The organism is Terrimonas pollutisoli, from assembly GCF_029360765.1.
In the GTDB taxonomy this organism is placed as follows: domain Bacteria; phylum Bacteroidota; class Bacteroidia; order Chitinophagales; family Chitinophagaceae; genus Terrimonas_B; species Terrimonas_B pollutisoli.
The window spans coordinates 23,007-37,979 of sequence record NZ_JARKNA010000004.1; the positions used below are offsets into that span (position 1 = coordinate 23,007).

9 protein-coding genes are annotated in these 14,973 nt (G+C 42.8%); 6 read left to right on the forward strand and 3 right to left on the reverse strand.

Annotated features, from left to right (window positions below):
* Window positions 1–231 precede the first annotated feature (231 nt).
* From P2W73_RS08840 to P2W73_RS08855, 4 genes are read left to right on the forward strand one after another with little or no spacing between them, the layout of a single operon-like run.
* Window positions 232–1,428, forward strand: coding sequence for an efflux RND transporter periplasmic adaptor subunit (locus P2W73_RS08840; protein ID WP_276501658.1), 1,197 nt, complete (start codon window positions 232–234; stop codon window positions 1,426–1,428).
* A gap of 5 nt (window positions 1,429–1,433) precedes the next feature.
* On the forward strand, window positions 1,434–1,979 hold the full coding sequence (locus P2W73_RS08845) for an AAA family ATPase (RefSeq protein ID WP_276501659.1): 546 nt from the start codon (window positions 1,434–1,436) through the stop codon (window positions 1,977–1,979).
* The gene (locus P2W73_RS08850; protein ID WP_276501660.1) at window positions 1,980–2,486 is read left to right on the forward strand and encodes an SRPBCC family protein; all 507 of its coding nucleotides are present in this window, start codon (window positions 1,980–1,982) and stop codon (window positions 2,484–2,486) included. It begins immediately after the preceding gene.
* 3 nt (window positions 2,487–2,489) lie between these two features.
* A complete protein-coding gene (locus P2W73_RS08855) occupies window positions 2,490–4,544 on the forward strand; it encodes a heavy metal translocating P-type ATPase (protein WP_276501661.1) in 2,055 nt (684 codons plus the stop codon).
* Window positions 4,545–4,626: 82 nt separating this feature from the next.
* Here P2W73_RS08855 and P2W73_RS08860 read toward each other — a convergent pair whose 3' ends face one another.
* Both P2W73_RS08860 and P2W73_RS08865 read right to left on the reverse strand, forming a co-directional pair.
* Window positions 4,627–5,949 carry a RagB/SusD family nutrient uptake outer membrane protein gene (locus P2W73_RS08860; protein ID WP_276501662.1) on the reverse strand — a complete coding sequence of 441 codons (1,323 nt, stop codon included), beginning with the start codon at window positions 5,947–5,949 and terminating at the stop codon, window positions 4,627–4,629.
* Window positions 5,950–6,021: 72 nt separating this feature from the next.
* Window positions 6,022–8,982, reverse strand: a complete 2,961-nt coding sequence (locus tag P2W73_RS08865; protein ID WP_276501663.1) for a SusC/RagA family TonB-linked outer membrane protein — start codon at window positions 8,980–8,982, stop codon at window positions 6,022–6,024.
* Between the two features lie 538 nt (window positions 8,983–9,520).
* On the opposite strand from P2W73_RS08865, the gene P2W73_RS08870 reads away from it, so the two are divergent.
* On the forward strand, window positions 9,521–11,806 hold the full coding sequence (locus P2W73_RS08870; RefSeq protein ID WP_276501664.1) for a TonB-dependent receptor: 2,286 nt from the start codon (window positions 9,521–9,523) through the stop codon (window positions 11,804–11,806).
* 6 nt (window positions 11,807–11,812) lie between these two features.
* On the opposite strand, the gene P2W73_RS08875 is transcribed toward P2W73_RS08870, so the two are convergent.
* On the reverse strand, window positions 11,813–12,577 hold the full coding sequence (locus P2W73_RS08875) for a hypothetical protein (protein WP_276501665.1): 765 nt from the start codon (window positions 12,575–12,577) through the stop codon (window positions 11,813–11,815).
* Between the two features lie 134 nt (window positions 12,578–12,711).
* Here P2W73_RS08875 and P2W73_RS08880 point away from each other — a divergent pair, with 134 nt between their 5' ends.
* Window positions 12,712–14,973 carry a Tex family protein gene (locus P2W73_RS08880; RefSeq protein ID WP_276501666.1) on the forward strand — a complete coding sequence of 754 codons (2,262 nt, stop codon included), beginning with the start codon at window positions 12,712–12,714 and terminating at the stop codon, window positions 14,971–14,973.

Below are 14,973 nucleotides of genomic sequence, written 5' to 3' on the forward strand. Positions count from 1 at the left end.
GAATCAAGAGAAGAAAGGGTAGTGAGGCCGATGTGATAGTGGAGCATTAGTGATCTTCCCCTCCCCGGAGGGGCGAATTTAGGAATCTTATTGCTGTGAGAAATTGGGGTGGGTTGCTCAATAGCGAACAGAACGATGAATGGAGCGTCGTCCCGCCATATCGCGGGATTTCGCTTCGCTCAACAACTGAAGTTTAATAGCAGCATAAAAGCTGGCAACATAAAAATAGTTATGAAACACTTATTGATTATTTCAGTCATTGCTTTTTTATTTATTTCATGCAATAATAAAAAGCATGAAGAACATGCAGATGAAGATGTGTATTATACCTGTTCAATGGATCCGCAGGTGGTAGAATCGAAGCCCGGCAAATGCCCGATATGCAAAATGCCATTGACGCCGGTGAAAAAAAGCAACGGCCTGAATAAAGATGAAATTCAACTGAGCGATCAGCAGGTACAGCTCGGCAACATTCGTGTGGATACCATCCGGAGCGGAATGATTGGTGATAGAATGATTTTAACGGCGACACTAAACACCGACCAGTTGAGAACGAATTCAGTGAGTACAAGAGTGATGGGTCGCATTGATAAATTGTATTTCAAAAATGTGGGCGACTATGTGAAGAAGGGTGCTGCGCTTTTTGATTTATATAGCGAAGAGTTGAATAATGCTAAACAGGAATATAAATTGGCGCTGGAGAAAAAGAAGACGCTTGATAATTCCATCGTGGATTTTGGACAAGTAGTGAGCAGTGCCAAAACAAAACTTTTATTATGGGGCATGAGTGAATCGCAAATCAAGGAACTGGAAACTGCAGAAAAAATTTCTGTACATACAACTTTTTATAGCCCTGTGCCGGGTTATATCACTTCGCTGGAAGCGCTGGAAGGACAATATGTGATGGAAGGAGCAACGGTGTTGCGTGTAGCTGATTTATCAGCACTATGGGCGGAGGCGCAGGTATATGTTTCGCAACTGGCACAAGTGGATCCGCAATCCATTGCTGAAGTGCAGTTTCCTGATTTTCCGGGTAAATCCGCCAAAGGAAAAATTGAGTTTGTGAACCCTGAAATAAATCCGGAGACAAGAATTACGTTGCTCCGTGTAGGCATTCCGAATGCAGGCAATCAACTGAAGCCCGGTATGCCGGCTTATCTTTTATTGAAAGAAAAGCAACATCACTCGCTGACTTTACCGACTGATGCAGTGATACAGGACAGTAAAGGCGCTACGGTGTGGCTGCAAACCGGAAAGAATACTTTTAAAAGCAAAATGATAGAAATTGGAATGGAAGATAACGGAAGTGTAGAAGTTAAAAAGGGATTGAAACCCGGTGATGTGGTAGTAATGAGTGGAGCGTACCTGCTAAACAGCGAATATGTTTTCAAAAAAGGAACCGACCCGATGGCGGGGCATTCACATTGAATATAATGAGCAGCGACAACATACGACATCTGACAAACTGGTATGTCATTACAGGCGGGCCAGGTTGCGGTAAAACAACGATGGTCAATTTACTCAGGGAAAGAGGATACACAACAACTATTGAACATGCACGGCATTATCTCTATACGCAACGCATCAAGGGCCGAACTGCAGAGGAAGTGCGAAAAAACCAGGTGGAATTTCAATTAGGTGTTCTCAATATGCAGATAGAACAGGAAACATTACTTTCTCCCGATGAGACAGTGTTTCTTGACCGGGCTATACCAGATTCACTTGCCTATTATTATTTTTTGAACCTTGAGCCGGATAAGAAATTATTGGAGACCCTGGAGAAAGTATCGTATAAGAAGATATTTATTCTGGATTTGCTGCCCTTGGTCAACGATTATTTTCGAAAGGAAGATGAAGCGGGACAAAAGAAAATTCATGAACTGATTATGAAGGTGTATAGCTCACTTCATTTTCCCATTGTACATGTACCAGTTTTGCCGCCGGAAGACCGGGCAGACTTTATTTTAAACAACCTTTAGTTGAAAACCATTAGCAGAAATATTTTTATTCATGCTTCACCTGGGAAAGTTTTCTCAGTGTTAGATGATTTGAGTGTTACCGGCATGCACATGACAAAGAAGTCTGCAATGATGATGGGAAGTAAGCTGCATTTGGAATGGCTGACAGAACATCGAACAGGTTTAGGTACAAAATACCGGTGGACGGGAAGCATGCTGGGAATGAAAATGGATTTCATCGTTGAAGTTACCGGGTGGGAGAAAGCACAGGAAAAAACCTGGGAAACAGTTGGCAAATCAAAAATGATCATTTATTCATGGTACCGGATGCACTTTTCGCTGAAGCCGGTAAATGATGGCACTGAAGCCATTTTGTCTATTACATATCAAAGACCGGAAGGATGGTTGGCAAAATTAATTTCCTTCCTGTTTGCTGACTGGTATTGTAATTGGTGCTTAAAAAGCATGCTTGGTGATACAAAGAAAAGACTTGAAGTTGTTAATCACTCAATAAACCAAAATCTTTGAACAATGGATCATCATGACCATCATCGCGATGCAGGAACAGTAATGGAAAAGAAACCTCAGCCTGCTATCCGGCATGAGCGGCATGAAATGCATGCAGCTCACGACAAACATGCGGGTCATCATATCCACGATTTTTTAAAACGTTTCTGGATTTGTATTGGCATTACTATCCCTGTTTTGTTCTTGTCTCATATGATCCAGCAATGGTTGGGGTTTGAATTAAAATTTCCGGGTGACAAATACCTCTTGCTTATCTTCAGCACTTTTATCTATTTCTATGGTGGGATGCCCTTTCTCAAAGGAATGGTTAGCGAGATAAAGGACAAAGCCATCGGCATGATGACATTGGTAGCTATCGCTATCAGCGTGGCTTTTATTTATAGCGTTGCTGTAGTGGTGGGATTAAAAGGAATGGATTTCTTCTGGGAACTTGCAACGCTGATCGACATCATGCTGTTGGGGCATTGGCTGGAGATGCGGTCCGAGATGGCGGCATCGAAGGCTTTGGAGAGTTTGGTAGCGTTGTTGCCATCTATAGTACATGTTGAAAGAAATGGCGAAACAAAAGATATTAATTTGAAAGAGCTACAAAATGGCGATACCGTCCTGGTGAAACCTGGTGAAAAAATTCCCGCTGATGGGATAGTGATCGATGGCGGTTCTTATGTTAACGAAAGTATGCTTACCGGCGAAAGTGTGCCGGTAAAAAAAGAAAAAGAACAAACCGTAATAGGCGGTTCTGTCAATGGTGATGGAGTGCTGAAGGTAAAGATTACAGCAACAGGTAATGATAGTTATCTGAATAAAGTAATTACATTGGTTAGCTCAGCCCGGGCCTCAAAATCAAAAACACAAAACCTGGCCGACAGGGTAGCCAAATGGCTAACGATTATTTCCTTAACAGTAGGAGTGGGCACCTTTATATTCTGGCTAAACAAAGAAGGTGATACGGCTTTTGCATTGGAACGAATGGTAACGGTGATGGTGACGGCCTGCCCACATGCGTTGGGAGTTGCTATCCCACTGGTGGTTGCGATATCCACCAGTTTATCGGCCACACATGGTTTATTGATCCGTAATCGTACGGCTTTTGAATCGGCAAGAAAATTAAGTACAATTATTTTCGATAAAACGGGGACGCTTACAAAAGGCTCGCATGAAGTGCAGCAAATAATTCCATTAAGTGATGCATACTCCGCCGATGAGCTTTTACAATATGCCGCTTCGGTACAACAAAATTCGGAGCACCATATCGCTCATGGATTAATTCGAAGGGCCAAAGAAAAAGAGGTGCAACTGTGGCCGGTAGAAAATTTTAGTTACATGCAAGGTGTGGGTGTAAAAGGGATAGTCAACGGAAAAAATATTGTTTCCGCAGGGCCGAATTATTTTGTCCAAAGCAACCAGGCAGTGCCAGTAACACCATCTTCTGTTGATCCTGCAGTGGAAACCATAAATTACCTGTTGATTGATGGGCATGTGGCGGGAATCTTTTCGCTTGCTGATGCTATTCGTGAGTCTTCAGCAGGTTCCATTGATGATTTGAAGAAAATGCATATAAAATCTTATTTGCTTACCGGTGATAATGAAAATATCGCCAGGTCGGTGGCAGGTAAGTTAAAAATGGATGGCTACTTTGCCAATGTATTGCCGCATGAAAAGCAAGAGAAGCTAAAAGAGTTCCAATCAAAAGGTGAATGGGTAGCTATGACGGGCGACGGCGTAAATGATGCGCCGGCACTGGCCCAGGCCGATGTTGGTATCGCTGTAGGTTCAGGTACCGATGTGGCAGCTGAAACAGCGGATGTGATTCTTGTAAACAGCGACCCCAAAGATATAGTTGGGATGATCGCATTTGCGAAAGCCACTTACAAGAAGATGATCCAAAACCTGGTTTGGGCTGTTGGTTATAACCTGGTGGCTATTCCACTGGCAGCAGGAATTTTATATCCCCGGTTTGTATTAAGTCCTGCAATGGGTGCGGTGCTGATGTCGCTCAGTACGATCATCGTCGCCTTTAATGCACAACTATTAAAAACGAATTTGACGAACAAATGATTTTTTTATGCAGGCAATAAATTTCATAACAAGGCTTATCTGATAAGGCCGTGCAATAAAATACCATAAAGCCTTCAATAGTTTATAACTCGGTTGCCGGTCGTGGAAACTGTGCCCATACGTCATCACCGGGTCGGTCAATTGGCAACTGGCTCAGGCGATCATAACGGCGCATATCGATCCAGCGATGGCCTTCACCAAATAAAGAATAACGTCGTTGCTTTAATATTTCTGTAATAAGGCTGTTCAGATCTGTTGCGCCCCCATAATTGCCCAATGAGGCGGAGCTCCGGATCTTATTAATCGCTGCTGTGGCATTCATGGTATTGCTCAGCTGTGCCTGCACTTCCGCATAGATCAGGATCAGTTCTTCATTGCGAATAATAGGAATGGGGTCGATATTTGTTTTATAGACGAAAAAATCATAGTCGCTTGACAAATCATCCTGTGCTGCGGTAGAAGTGCGTTTGGGTGCTTTGCTCAATCTTGTATCACCGGCTGCAGCATCAGTTATAAAATTTGGCTGCACTACACGGGCTTCAGCAGGTGGCGTATTCAGCGGGAAAAACATTGGATTTAACAGGTCTCCTCCTGCTGTCGAGTAAAGATAATAGACGCCCTTTTTCAGATCGCCATTTAAATCATAAAATGATTCGGTCAGGGCCGTATTTGCAGCGGCCCAGTCTTTCCGATATATCGCCACTCTTGCAGCCAGGGCCCGGTTGAATTTTGAAAATTCGTTTGCAACATTGCTATACAAAGTGGTTGAAAATGGAAATTTAGCCGCATTTCCTTTTAAATCAGCATTGGCTTCATCCAATAAACTCTGTATGGCATTCAGTGACTCGTCTTTTGAAAGAAAGGGGCCTAAGTTATCCGGATCCGCCACATCAACCCGGATGCCATTATCATATTGCTGGTTAAATACAAGGAGCAATTCATGCGCCTGAACAGTTTTTGCATAGGCTATAGCTGCTTTTCGTTGTTCATCGGTAATGGTTGCTTTTGTATTTGTCAAGGCGTCAATGAGAATATTTGTATTCTTTACAACACGATACCTTGCATCAAATGGGTTAGTGGTATAAAAAGTGTTATTATCAAGCGTAGCACTTCCTTTGCCGAGCAGGTCTGAGGTAAATCGTGGATCAGAAGTGGAATAACGATAATATTCTCTGCCTATCACTGAAACTCCATCGAAATAGAAGTTGATATCACTTCTCATAGTAGCTTCCGTTCCAACTACCAGGTTTTGTATTTCTCCCAATGACGCATTTTGTGTGATACCACCAACACTCGGGTTGTTGGGATCTAAAATGGGCTCCACTTCGCAGGAGGTCCAAACGAAGACAATAAAAAGCATACCTGCTAATGGAATTGGCCGGTATAATTTATTTTGATGTTTCATCTGTTTATTATTTTATGTTCTGGCTACAATTTGTTGATGATACTTTTTTTGAGGTATCATTTTGGTTTGCAATTAAAAAGTCGCACTTACATTAAAATGAAAACTCTTAGCCGACGGGAAAGGTGTTACTTCCACGTTGCTTGAAATAGCGTCAATTCCGAAATTGGATACTTCCGGATCGTAACTATTGTAGTCGAAAACGTTGATCAGGTTTCTGCCTGAAAACCCAACTTTGACCCGTGCAATATCTTTGAACCATTTTCCGGGCAAAGTATAGCTTAACCCTATCTCCCGGACCCGGAAATAAGAGGCATCCTCTATCCAGGGCCGGGCGGTAACACCCAAGATAGAAAGCCGGTATGCACCATTTGTTTTTTGCCCGGTTGGATCCTGCGATTTTTTATCATAGTCGGGCGATGTGGCAAAAATATCGCTAAGCAAAGTGCTCAGGTTTACATTTTCACCACCTTTTTTCCAATGCATCAAAACCGATAATTCAAAATTTTTCCAGGTCAGGTTGTTAGAGAAAGATAGATTGAAATCCGGTTCCGCATCACCGTACACGGCCAGCTTTGTAACAGGATCAACTTTATCAATGGCAGAGTCGCCGATGCCAACCAACTGCGTAGGGCTTTTGCCTTCTTCAATCCGGTATGTCCCCAATGTAGCGCCAAATGCTCCATCATTGAATGCAGGCACATCTAACCGTGTAACTTTCGCTTTGTTCTTCCACCAATTTGCATGAAGGGTCCATCTCAAATTTTTATTGCTCACCGGTACAGCATTTACGCCAATCTCTACACCTTTGTTTTCAATAGCAGCCACATTTTTCCATTCGTTTGCAAAACCTGATGAACTGGCTGTCTCCACTTTTAGCAAGAGGTCTTCTACATCTTTATTATACCAGGTAAACTCGAGGCCAATGCGATTATTAAGCACACCGGCATCCAAGCCAAGTTCCAGTTCTTTTTGTCTTTCTGGCTTTAGGTTTGCGGATCCTCTCGTTATATCTACTATGGACCCTGTAGTGGCGTTAAAATTAGCGGGCACTAATGGTGTATAAATGGCACCAAAAGGTGCGAAATTTCCCGATTCGCCATAAGCGGCACGGAGCTTCAGCTGGCTGATGGTTTCCCAGGAAGTAAGTGGAAGAATATTGAATGCAACGGAAGCCTTGGGATAATAGTACAACTTATCTGCGTCTCCATTACGACTGGATTTATCGCCTCTTAAACCAAGTGTGGCAATCACTATATTTCTATAGGCAACTTCTTCCTGTACAAAAAAGCCACGGTCTTTTGATATGATCCGGTTTTGTTCCGCTATGATGGAACCGGCCTGGTCAATATTGGTTTGTGTTCCAATTAGCTGTGTAGCCGTGTTGACAATCGTATTCAGATCAACATTGAGGGCATTAATACCGGCCTGTGTAGTGAACTGCAAGTCATTACCAGGTTTGAAATCATATACTGCAATGGCGGAAATATTTGAATTGCGGGTAACAGTTGTCCCGCGAATGGAAGCGCCGTTGGTGCCATTACCGTCTTTTTGAAACTGCAACACTGCAGGGAATATGGCATTCGTATTTAGAGTATAATAATCAATACCACCCAATGCAATCAGTTTGACATTATGTTTTTCCTTGTCATATATTTTTAATGTACCTCTTCCACCCAATAAAATGCGATTGACTTTTTCATTATTCGTCATCAGGTCGCGGGTTTGAATAAAATTAGAAGGCGCTAAAGGATTGTTAGGATAGTTGCCGTTTGCGTCGGGGTAAAGATTAACCCACGAAGGGGTGGCTACAAACGATACGCCTAATGTAGTACTGGTGTTGTCGTTATTGAAAAAGCCACGATCTGCTTTTGACTCTACGTAGTTGGCGTTAAGAGACACATCGAGGAATTTGGTAACCTTTTGGTCAAGGTTGAGACGAAAAGATGTTTTTTGATAACCGGTATGTTTTACTATTCCCTCATCATCTCTGTAGGTAAACCCTGCATAATAAGATGTATTGTCATTTCCACCGCTAACGCTTAACCGGGTGTTACTCATAAATCCATTATTGCCATATAATTCTTCTTCGTAGTTATAAATCTTTCCTCCGTTAGCATTATAAACATCAATACCAGCTTGTTTATAAGCAGCCCGCACTTTTGTAGTGTCCCATTGGCGTTGTCCCAACTCTTTCAATTGCATTTGCCAGCCTATTGATTGGCCAATTTCAATTCTTGGCTTACCTGTTTTTCCTTTTTTAGTAGTAACAATCACCACACCAGCCGCTGCCCTTGCGCCATAGATAGCAGCCGTAGAGGCGCCTTTCAGTATCTCGATGCGGTCTATATCTTCAGGATCAAGGTCGGCCACCCGGTTAGAGGGGTTGTCCTGAAAATCGGTGCTGCCCTGGCCTGCCGCTTTTGAAACAGAATTCAGGCCGGCCTGGATGGAGGAATTATCATAATAAACACCATCTACGATAAAGAGGGGTTGTGAGTTACCGACTAAAGATGTTATTCCCCGCAATTTTACGGAGATGCCACCACCCGGTGCACCAGAATTTGCCGAAATATTTGCCCCGGCAAATTTGCCGTATAAGGCTCCATCAACGGTTGGTTGTGTTGTAGTACCAACAAGTTGTTTCGCAGAAATAGTGCCCACTGCATGAGCAATATTGGCCCGTTTGATGGAAGATGCCAAGCCAGTTATGATCACTTCGTCCAGGTTACCTACATCCTCTTCCAGTTTTATAACAAGATCGGATATGCTGCTGCTGACCTGTACGGTTTGCGATTTTAAACCGATAGAGGAAATTTCCAATGCACCACCTTGGCCCGGGAGAGTGAGGCTAAATTTACCGCTGGCGTTTGTGGCGGTGCCGAGGCTGGAGTTCTTGAGTCTTACCGATGCACCCTCTACGGGAATGTCCTTATTGTTGGTAACGGTACCGGAAACATTTACCTGGGCAAATAGCCATAAAGGGGCTAACAGGCACATCAGCAACTGAAATAGCGGAAGTTGTAATTTTTGCATGTTGTTAATTTTGAAGTGAACAATAAATAACAACAGGACTGATCGGAAAAGCTGTCACATATCAAAATAGTTCGGGTGGAGCGATTAGACAGGATCCATGTATATGCGACCTTATGATCGGTCCCTCATGTGGTCAATTCCAAACTGTTTTGCAGCTAAGGTGGGATTATTACTTCAAAAGAGACAAGAGGTCACGGGGAACTGCTGCTTAGGAAATTAAAATGGCCTGAAATCTTTATCGCCGCCCCTTCATACCATTTATTGTTAAGCAGGAAAATCCGACCATGGCAGGTTAACTCTCAAAACAAATCTGCATACCGATCGGGCGATGCCGGAAAAAATTACCATTCATCAGTCTTAAAATGTCAATGCGATAAAATTAGTGACCTAAGGGTCTTTGCATAAACAACTTCAGAGTGCTCTGCCAACAGCATAGAAATTTTTTTGTACACAGGTTTGCAAATGCCCATATTTTGTTTACATTTGGCTAAATAAATATTTAGTCAAGTCTAAAAATTAGTTTAGTTACTCTTAATTTATGAAACAAATACTGGCGTTATTCCTGGGTGGTTTTTTTAGTGTAAATGTTTGGGCACAGCGCAGCATTCACGGTACAGTGTTGAGTGGAGCAACGGGAGAACCGGTTGCTGGTGCCACTATTCAACGGGGAGATTCGTCACATTCCGTGAGCTGTGATGGCCAGGGAAAATTTTCCATTCAGCTGCCAGCCAATGATTCATTGATTATCTCGGCTGTTGGTTATGAGCGCAAAAAAATGCTGCCGGCTGCAAAGGATAATATGACCATTTTATTATCACCCACGCAAAAAGAAATAGATGCGGTAGTCGTTACGGGAACCATGAGGGCCATTACAAAGTTAGAGAGCCCGGTTTCGGTAGAAGTTTATACACCACAGTTCTTTAAGAAAAATCCTTCTCCGAGCATTTTTGAATCATTGCAAAATGTGAATGGTGTAAGACCACAATTGAATTGCAGTGTTTGTAATACCGGCGATATTCATATCAATGGACTGGAAGGCCCTTATACCATGATCACTATTGATGGAATGCCGATTGTCAGCAGCCTGGCGTCGGTGTATGGATTATTTGGTATACCTACCCAATTGATCGACCGGATAGAAATTGTAAAAGGTCCTGCCTCCGGTTTATATGGCTCAGAAGCCATTGGCGGTCTCATTAATATTATCACCAAATCGCCGGACAAAGCCCCTTTGCTAAATGTAAACCTGATGTCAACACACTGGCGGGAACATACAGTAGACATCGGCACAAAAATCAAATTGGGAAAAAAGGCTACTTCGTTGCTGGGCGTAAATTATTTTAACTATCAACACCCGATTGATAAGAATAACGATCAGTTCACGGATGTCACCTTACAGCACCGGATATCCGTTTTTAATAAACTTAGTTTTAACAGAAAGCAGAATCGTGTGGCTACTCTTGCAGCGAGGTATTTCTACGAAGATCGCTGGGGGGGTGATATGCGCTGGAACAAAAGTTTCCGCGGCGGTGATAGTCTATATGGTGAAAGCATTTACACCAATCGCTGGGAGTTGATAGGCAATTATCAGTTGCCGGTTGATGAAAAAATTTTCTTTTCTTTTTCTGCTACCAGCCACGATCAGAATTCTTATTATGGAACTACGCCGTATATGGGCAAGCAGCGAATTGCTTTCGGACAAGCGGTATGGGACAAACAAGCAGGCAACAGCCACAGTTTGTTATTGGGTTCTGCAATTCGTTATAACTATTATGATGACAATTCAACCGCTACGCAGGATACACTCACAAAAAATAACCGGCCGGATAGCTATGTCATACCCGGTGTTTTTGTACAGGATGAATGGAAGTTGAATACAAAACACCTGCTGCTGTTAGGAATGCGATACGATCATCACCCGGTACATAAGGGCATCTTTACGCCCCGTGCCGCCTGGAAATGGTCAATGAAGGATAAGCAAGTGCTTCGCATAAATGCAGGCACTGGCTTCAGGGTGGTGAGTTTATTTACCGAGGAACATGCTGCGCTGACAGGTGCAAGAGCTGTCGAAATTAAAGAAACACTCAAGCCTGAAAGAAGTTACAACGTGAACATGAATTATACCCGGCAGTTCAATTGGCAGAATGTGTCGTTGAACATGGATGCATCAGTTTGGTATTCCCATTTCACCAATCAAATTATTCCGGATTATGATACAGATCCTAACAAGATCATTTATCAAAATCTGAGAGGTTATTCATCATCAAAGGGTGCGACACTCAACACAGAGTTCAATATCGGGCATCGTTTCAAAAGCATGCTGGGTGTTACCTTACAGGATGTTGAAAAAGTGGAAGAAGATGGAGCGGGGGAAAAAACAAGATTGCAACCAGTGTTAACGGAAAAATGGAGCGGAACCTGGGCCATTACTTATATTATTCCTGCTATCGGCCTCACGATGGATTATACTGGTAATATCTATGGTCCAATGCGGTTGCCCCTGATTTCGGCAACAGATCCGCGACCGGCTTCCTCTCCGGTATGGAGTATACAAAATATTCAATTCACCAAATTGTTGAATCATGGATTTGAAATATTTGCCGGGATAAAAAATTTACTAAACTGGACACCAGCAAAAAAGTCACCCTTCCTTATTGCACGGTCACACGATCCGTTTGATAAGAAAGTGGAATATGATCCAAATGGAAAAATTTTGGCTACTGCAGAAAATCCGTATGCGTTAAGTTTTGATCCGGCTTACGTATATGCTCCGAACCAGGGTATTCGGGTGTTTGCCGGTGCAAGATTCACATTAAAAAAATAAACTTTCTTATTTCCCAATCCTTCTTCCCAATAATAATTTGATGATTCGTTGATTGGAATTTTTGGTGATGCCAAACAAGAAGCCGCCATTCAACTCCCACATTGGGTGAATATATAAGTCGATCATTGGGCCCAGTAAATGTTCCTGCAGGTCGATGGGTAGTATTTTTTTAAACGAGCCAAGACCGCCATAGTATTCAATGCCGACGCCAAATTTTTTTTCGATCGTGTACACTGTTTTGAATTGTGGCGCAATGCCTGCTCCTTTATTCTCGCCTGTCAATACAAAATCAACATTGGGATTAAAAGCGAAATACCAGTTGGCTATAGTTTTATCAATAATAGGTCTTACTTCACCCTGCCATACAAATTTTGTAGTATCGTCAGGTCTTAAGAAACCAAACTCAGCAGAGAGACTTATACCAACGGGCCAGTTCCACTTTTGCGGTGCGGTAATTCTTGGCCGTATTTGATTGCCTAAATATTGATAGCCACCGCGGGGAGCTATACCCGTGAAAGTATAAAACCCGATTTCGAAATTTTTTCCCAATCCATGGGTTATTTCCAGTGTTTTATTAAACCAATGTGCCGATTTGGGATCGGTCAGCAGCTTGCTGCCCCTGAACGTGTAATTGTTGTGCAGTTCAAAGATGGTCCATTTATGCTGAATGGTTGGGGAAGCGTACACCTGAATCTCGTTGTCGGCCTGGGCATACATCGCTATGTTAAACAACAGCCCACAAAAGAAGAAGCAAAAGTATTTTAGTCGCATCATTTTACGGCGGGTCTTTTTCGAAGGTAAAACAAGCTGTCAAAACAGCCGGCAACATGGGCATATAAAGTGAGTAAAACAAATTTTTTTCTTTTCGGGCTACCTTTACATTTGCTACCCCAAAAGTGAAACCGATGGAATTAAAGTACCAGCAGGAGATTGCAAAGACATTAAACTTTTCCTTAAAACAAATTGACAGTATTGCACAATTGCATAGCGAAGGATCAACCATTCCTTTTATAGCCCGTTATCGTAAAGAAGCAACCGGTAATTTGGATGAAGTACAAATAGCCGATGTGATCGATAAGATCAAATATTTTGCGGAGTTGGAAAAAAGAAAAGAGACCGTTATCAAAACAATAGAAGGGCTGGGGAAATTAACGCCTGAATTAAAGTTGCGGATTGAAAATTGTGTGGATGCAACGGAACTTGAAGATATTTATCTGCCCTATAAGCCTAAACGAAAAACCAAGGCCTCTGTGGCGATAGAAAAAGGTTTGGAGCCATTGGCTAAAATTCTTCTTGACCAGGAAAATGTGAATGTCGATACAGAAGCAGCAAAGTATATTTCAGAACAGGTAAACGATGCTCCTGACGCTTTGCAGGGAGCAAGAGATATCATTGCCGAATGGGTGGCAGAAAATGAACAGGCCCGCAATGCCATTCGTAAACTGTTCCAGGAAACGGCAAAGTTCTCATCAAGAGTTTTATCTTCTAAGAAGGATGAGGCTGATGCACAGAAATACCGTGATTATTTTGAATTCAGTGAACCATTAGCAGACAGCCCTTCGCATCGCATCCTTGCTATCCGGCGCGGTGAGAAAGAAGGATTCCTTATCATGGAAATCACGGTGGAAAAAGAAACAGCGGTTGGCATTTTACAGGATTTGTTTGTCAAATCATCCAATGCGGCGGCAGAACAGGTGAAGATAGCTGTGGAAGATAGTTTCGGTAGATTATTGAAATTTTCTATTGAAACAGAATTCAGAATGCTGAGCAAAACAAAAGCAGACGAGGAAGCTATTCGTGTATTTGCCGAAAATCTTCGTCAATTATTGCTGGCTTCACCATTGGGGCAAAAAAGAGTATTGGCATTGGACCCGGGCTTTCGTACCGGTTGCAAGGTCGTGTGCCTGGATGAGCAGGGAACATTTGTTCATTACGCAACCATCTACCCACATGCTCCGCAAAATGAATGGGACAAGGCGATTCATACGTTGAAAGACCTGGTAACAAAATACAATATTGAAGCCATCGGTTATGGCAACGGCACAGCGAGTAAGGAAACTGATCAATTGGTTCGCAGTATTGATTTTGGCAAACCGGTTTCCATTTTTATGGTGAATGAAAGCGGCGCTTCTATCTATTCAGCCAGTGAGGTAGCAAGGGAAGAATTTCCTGATGAAGATGTAACCGTTCGTGGCTCCATCAGTATTGGTCGTCGTTTGTTAGATCCGTTAAGTGAATTGGTAAAGATCGATGCGAAGAGTATTGGCGTGGGACAATACCAGCATGATGTCAATCAAACAAGATTGAAAGAGTCACTTGACCAGGTAGTAGAAAGCTGCGTAAACTATGTGGGAGTGGATGTCAACACGGCCAGCAAACATTTACTGACCTATGTTTCGGGTCTTAGTGCAAGTGTGGCAAAAAATATTGTGGAGTACAGGACAAAGAATGGCGGGTTTAAAAATCGTGAAGAACTGAAGAAGGTATCCATGCTAGGGCCAAAAGCATTCGAGCAGTGCGCAGGTTTTTTAAGAATACCGAATGCTGCTAATCCTTTGGATAATTCTGCAGTGCATCCGGAAAGTTACAAAGTAGTAGAAGCCATGGCGGCTAAACTCAATTGCTCGGTAAACGATCTGATCCAAAAAGCCGAAATAAGAAAAGATATCAAAGTAAAAGATTTTGTTACGGAAACAATCGGGCAGTACACCATCGAAGATATTTTGAAAGAATTGGAAAAACCGGGTCGTGATCCACGTTCACCGATCGAGGAGTTTCGTTTTGCGGATGGCGTCAGCACCATGGATGATCTGAAACCGGGCATGAAAGTGCCGGGGATCGTTACCAACATCACCAACTTCGGCGCCTTTGTAGATATAGGAGTGAAGCAGGATGGATTGGTGCATATTTCTCATCTGAGTAACCGTTATATCAGTGATCCGAACGAAGCCGTGAAGCTGAACCAGAAAGTAATGGTAACAGTGCTGGAAGTAGATGCGGCAAGAAAAAGAATTGCTTTGTCGATGAAAGAAGGAGGAGGAGAGAGGCCAGAAGTCAGAGGTCAGCGATCAGAAGGCAGAGGTTCGAAACCCCAAAATAAAAAAACTGAAGCCTTGAATCCCTTCCAGGCGAAGCTGATGGAGTTGAAGAAGAATTTTAAGGACTAA

Bases quoted from the DNA above. Each gene is read 5' to 3' on its own strand.
- P2W73_RS08840 (WP_276501658.1), top strand. From the start codon at position 232: ATGAAACACTTATTGATTATTTCAGTCATTGCTTTTTTATTTATTTCA.
- P2W73_RS08845 (WP_276501659.1), top strand. From the start codon at position 1,434: ATGAGCAGCGACAACATACGACATCTGACAAACTGGTATGTCATTACA.
- P2W73_RS08855 (WP_276501661.1), top strand. From the start codon at position 2,490: ATGGATCATCATGACCATCATCGCGATGCAGGAACAGTAATGGAAAAG.
- P2W73_RS08860 (WP_276501662.1), bottom strand. From the start codon at position 5,949: ATGAAACATCAAAATAAATTATACCGGCCAATTCCATTAGCAGGTATG.
- P2W73_RS08865 (WP_276501663.1), bottom strand. From the start codon at position 8,982: ATGCAAAAATTACAACTTCCGCTATTTCAGTTGCTGATGTGCCTGTTA.
- P2W73_RS08870 (WP_276501664.1), top strand. From the start codon at position 9,521: ATGAAACAAATACTGGCGTTATTCCTGGGTGGTTTTTTTAGTGTAAAT.
- P2W73_RS08875 (WP_276501665.1), bottom strand. From the start codon at position 12,577: ATGCGACTAAAATACTTTTGCTTCTTCTTTTGTGGGCTGTTGTTTAAC.
- P2W73_RS08880 (WP_276501666.1), top strand. From the start codon at position 12,712: ATGGAATTAAAGTACCAGCAGGAGATTGCAAAGACATTAAACTTTTCC.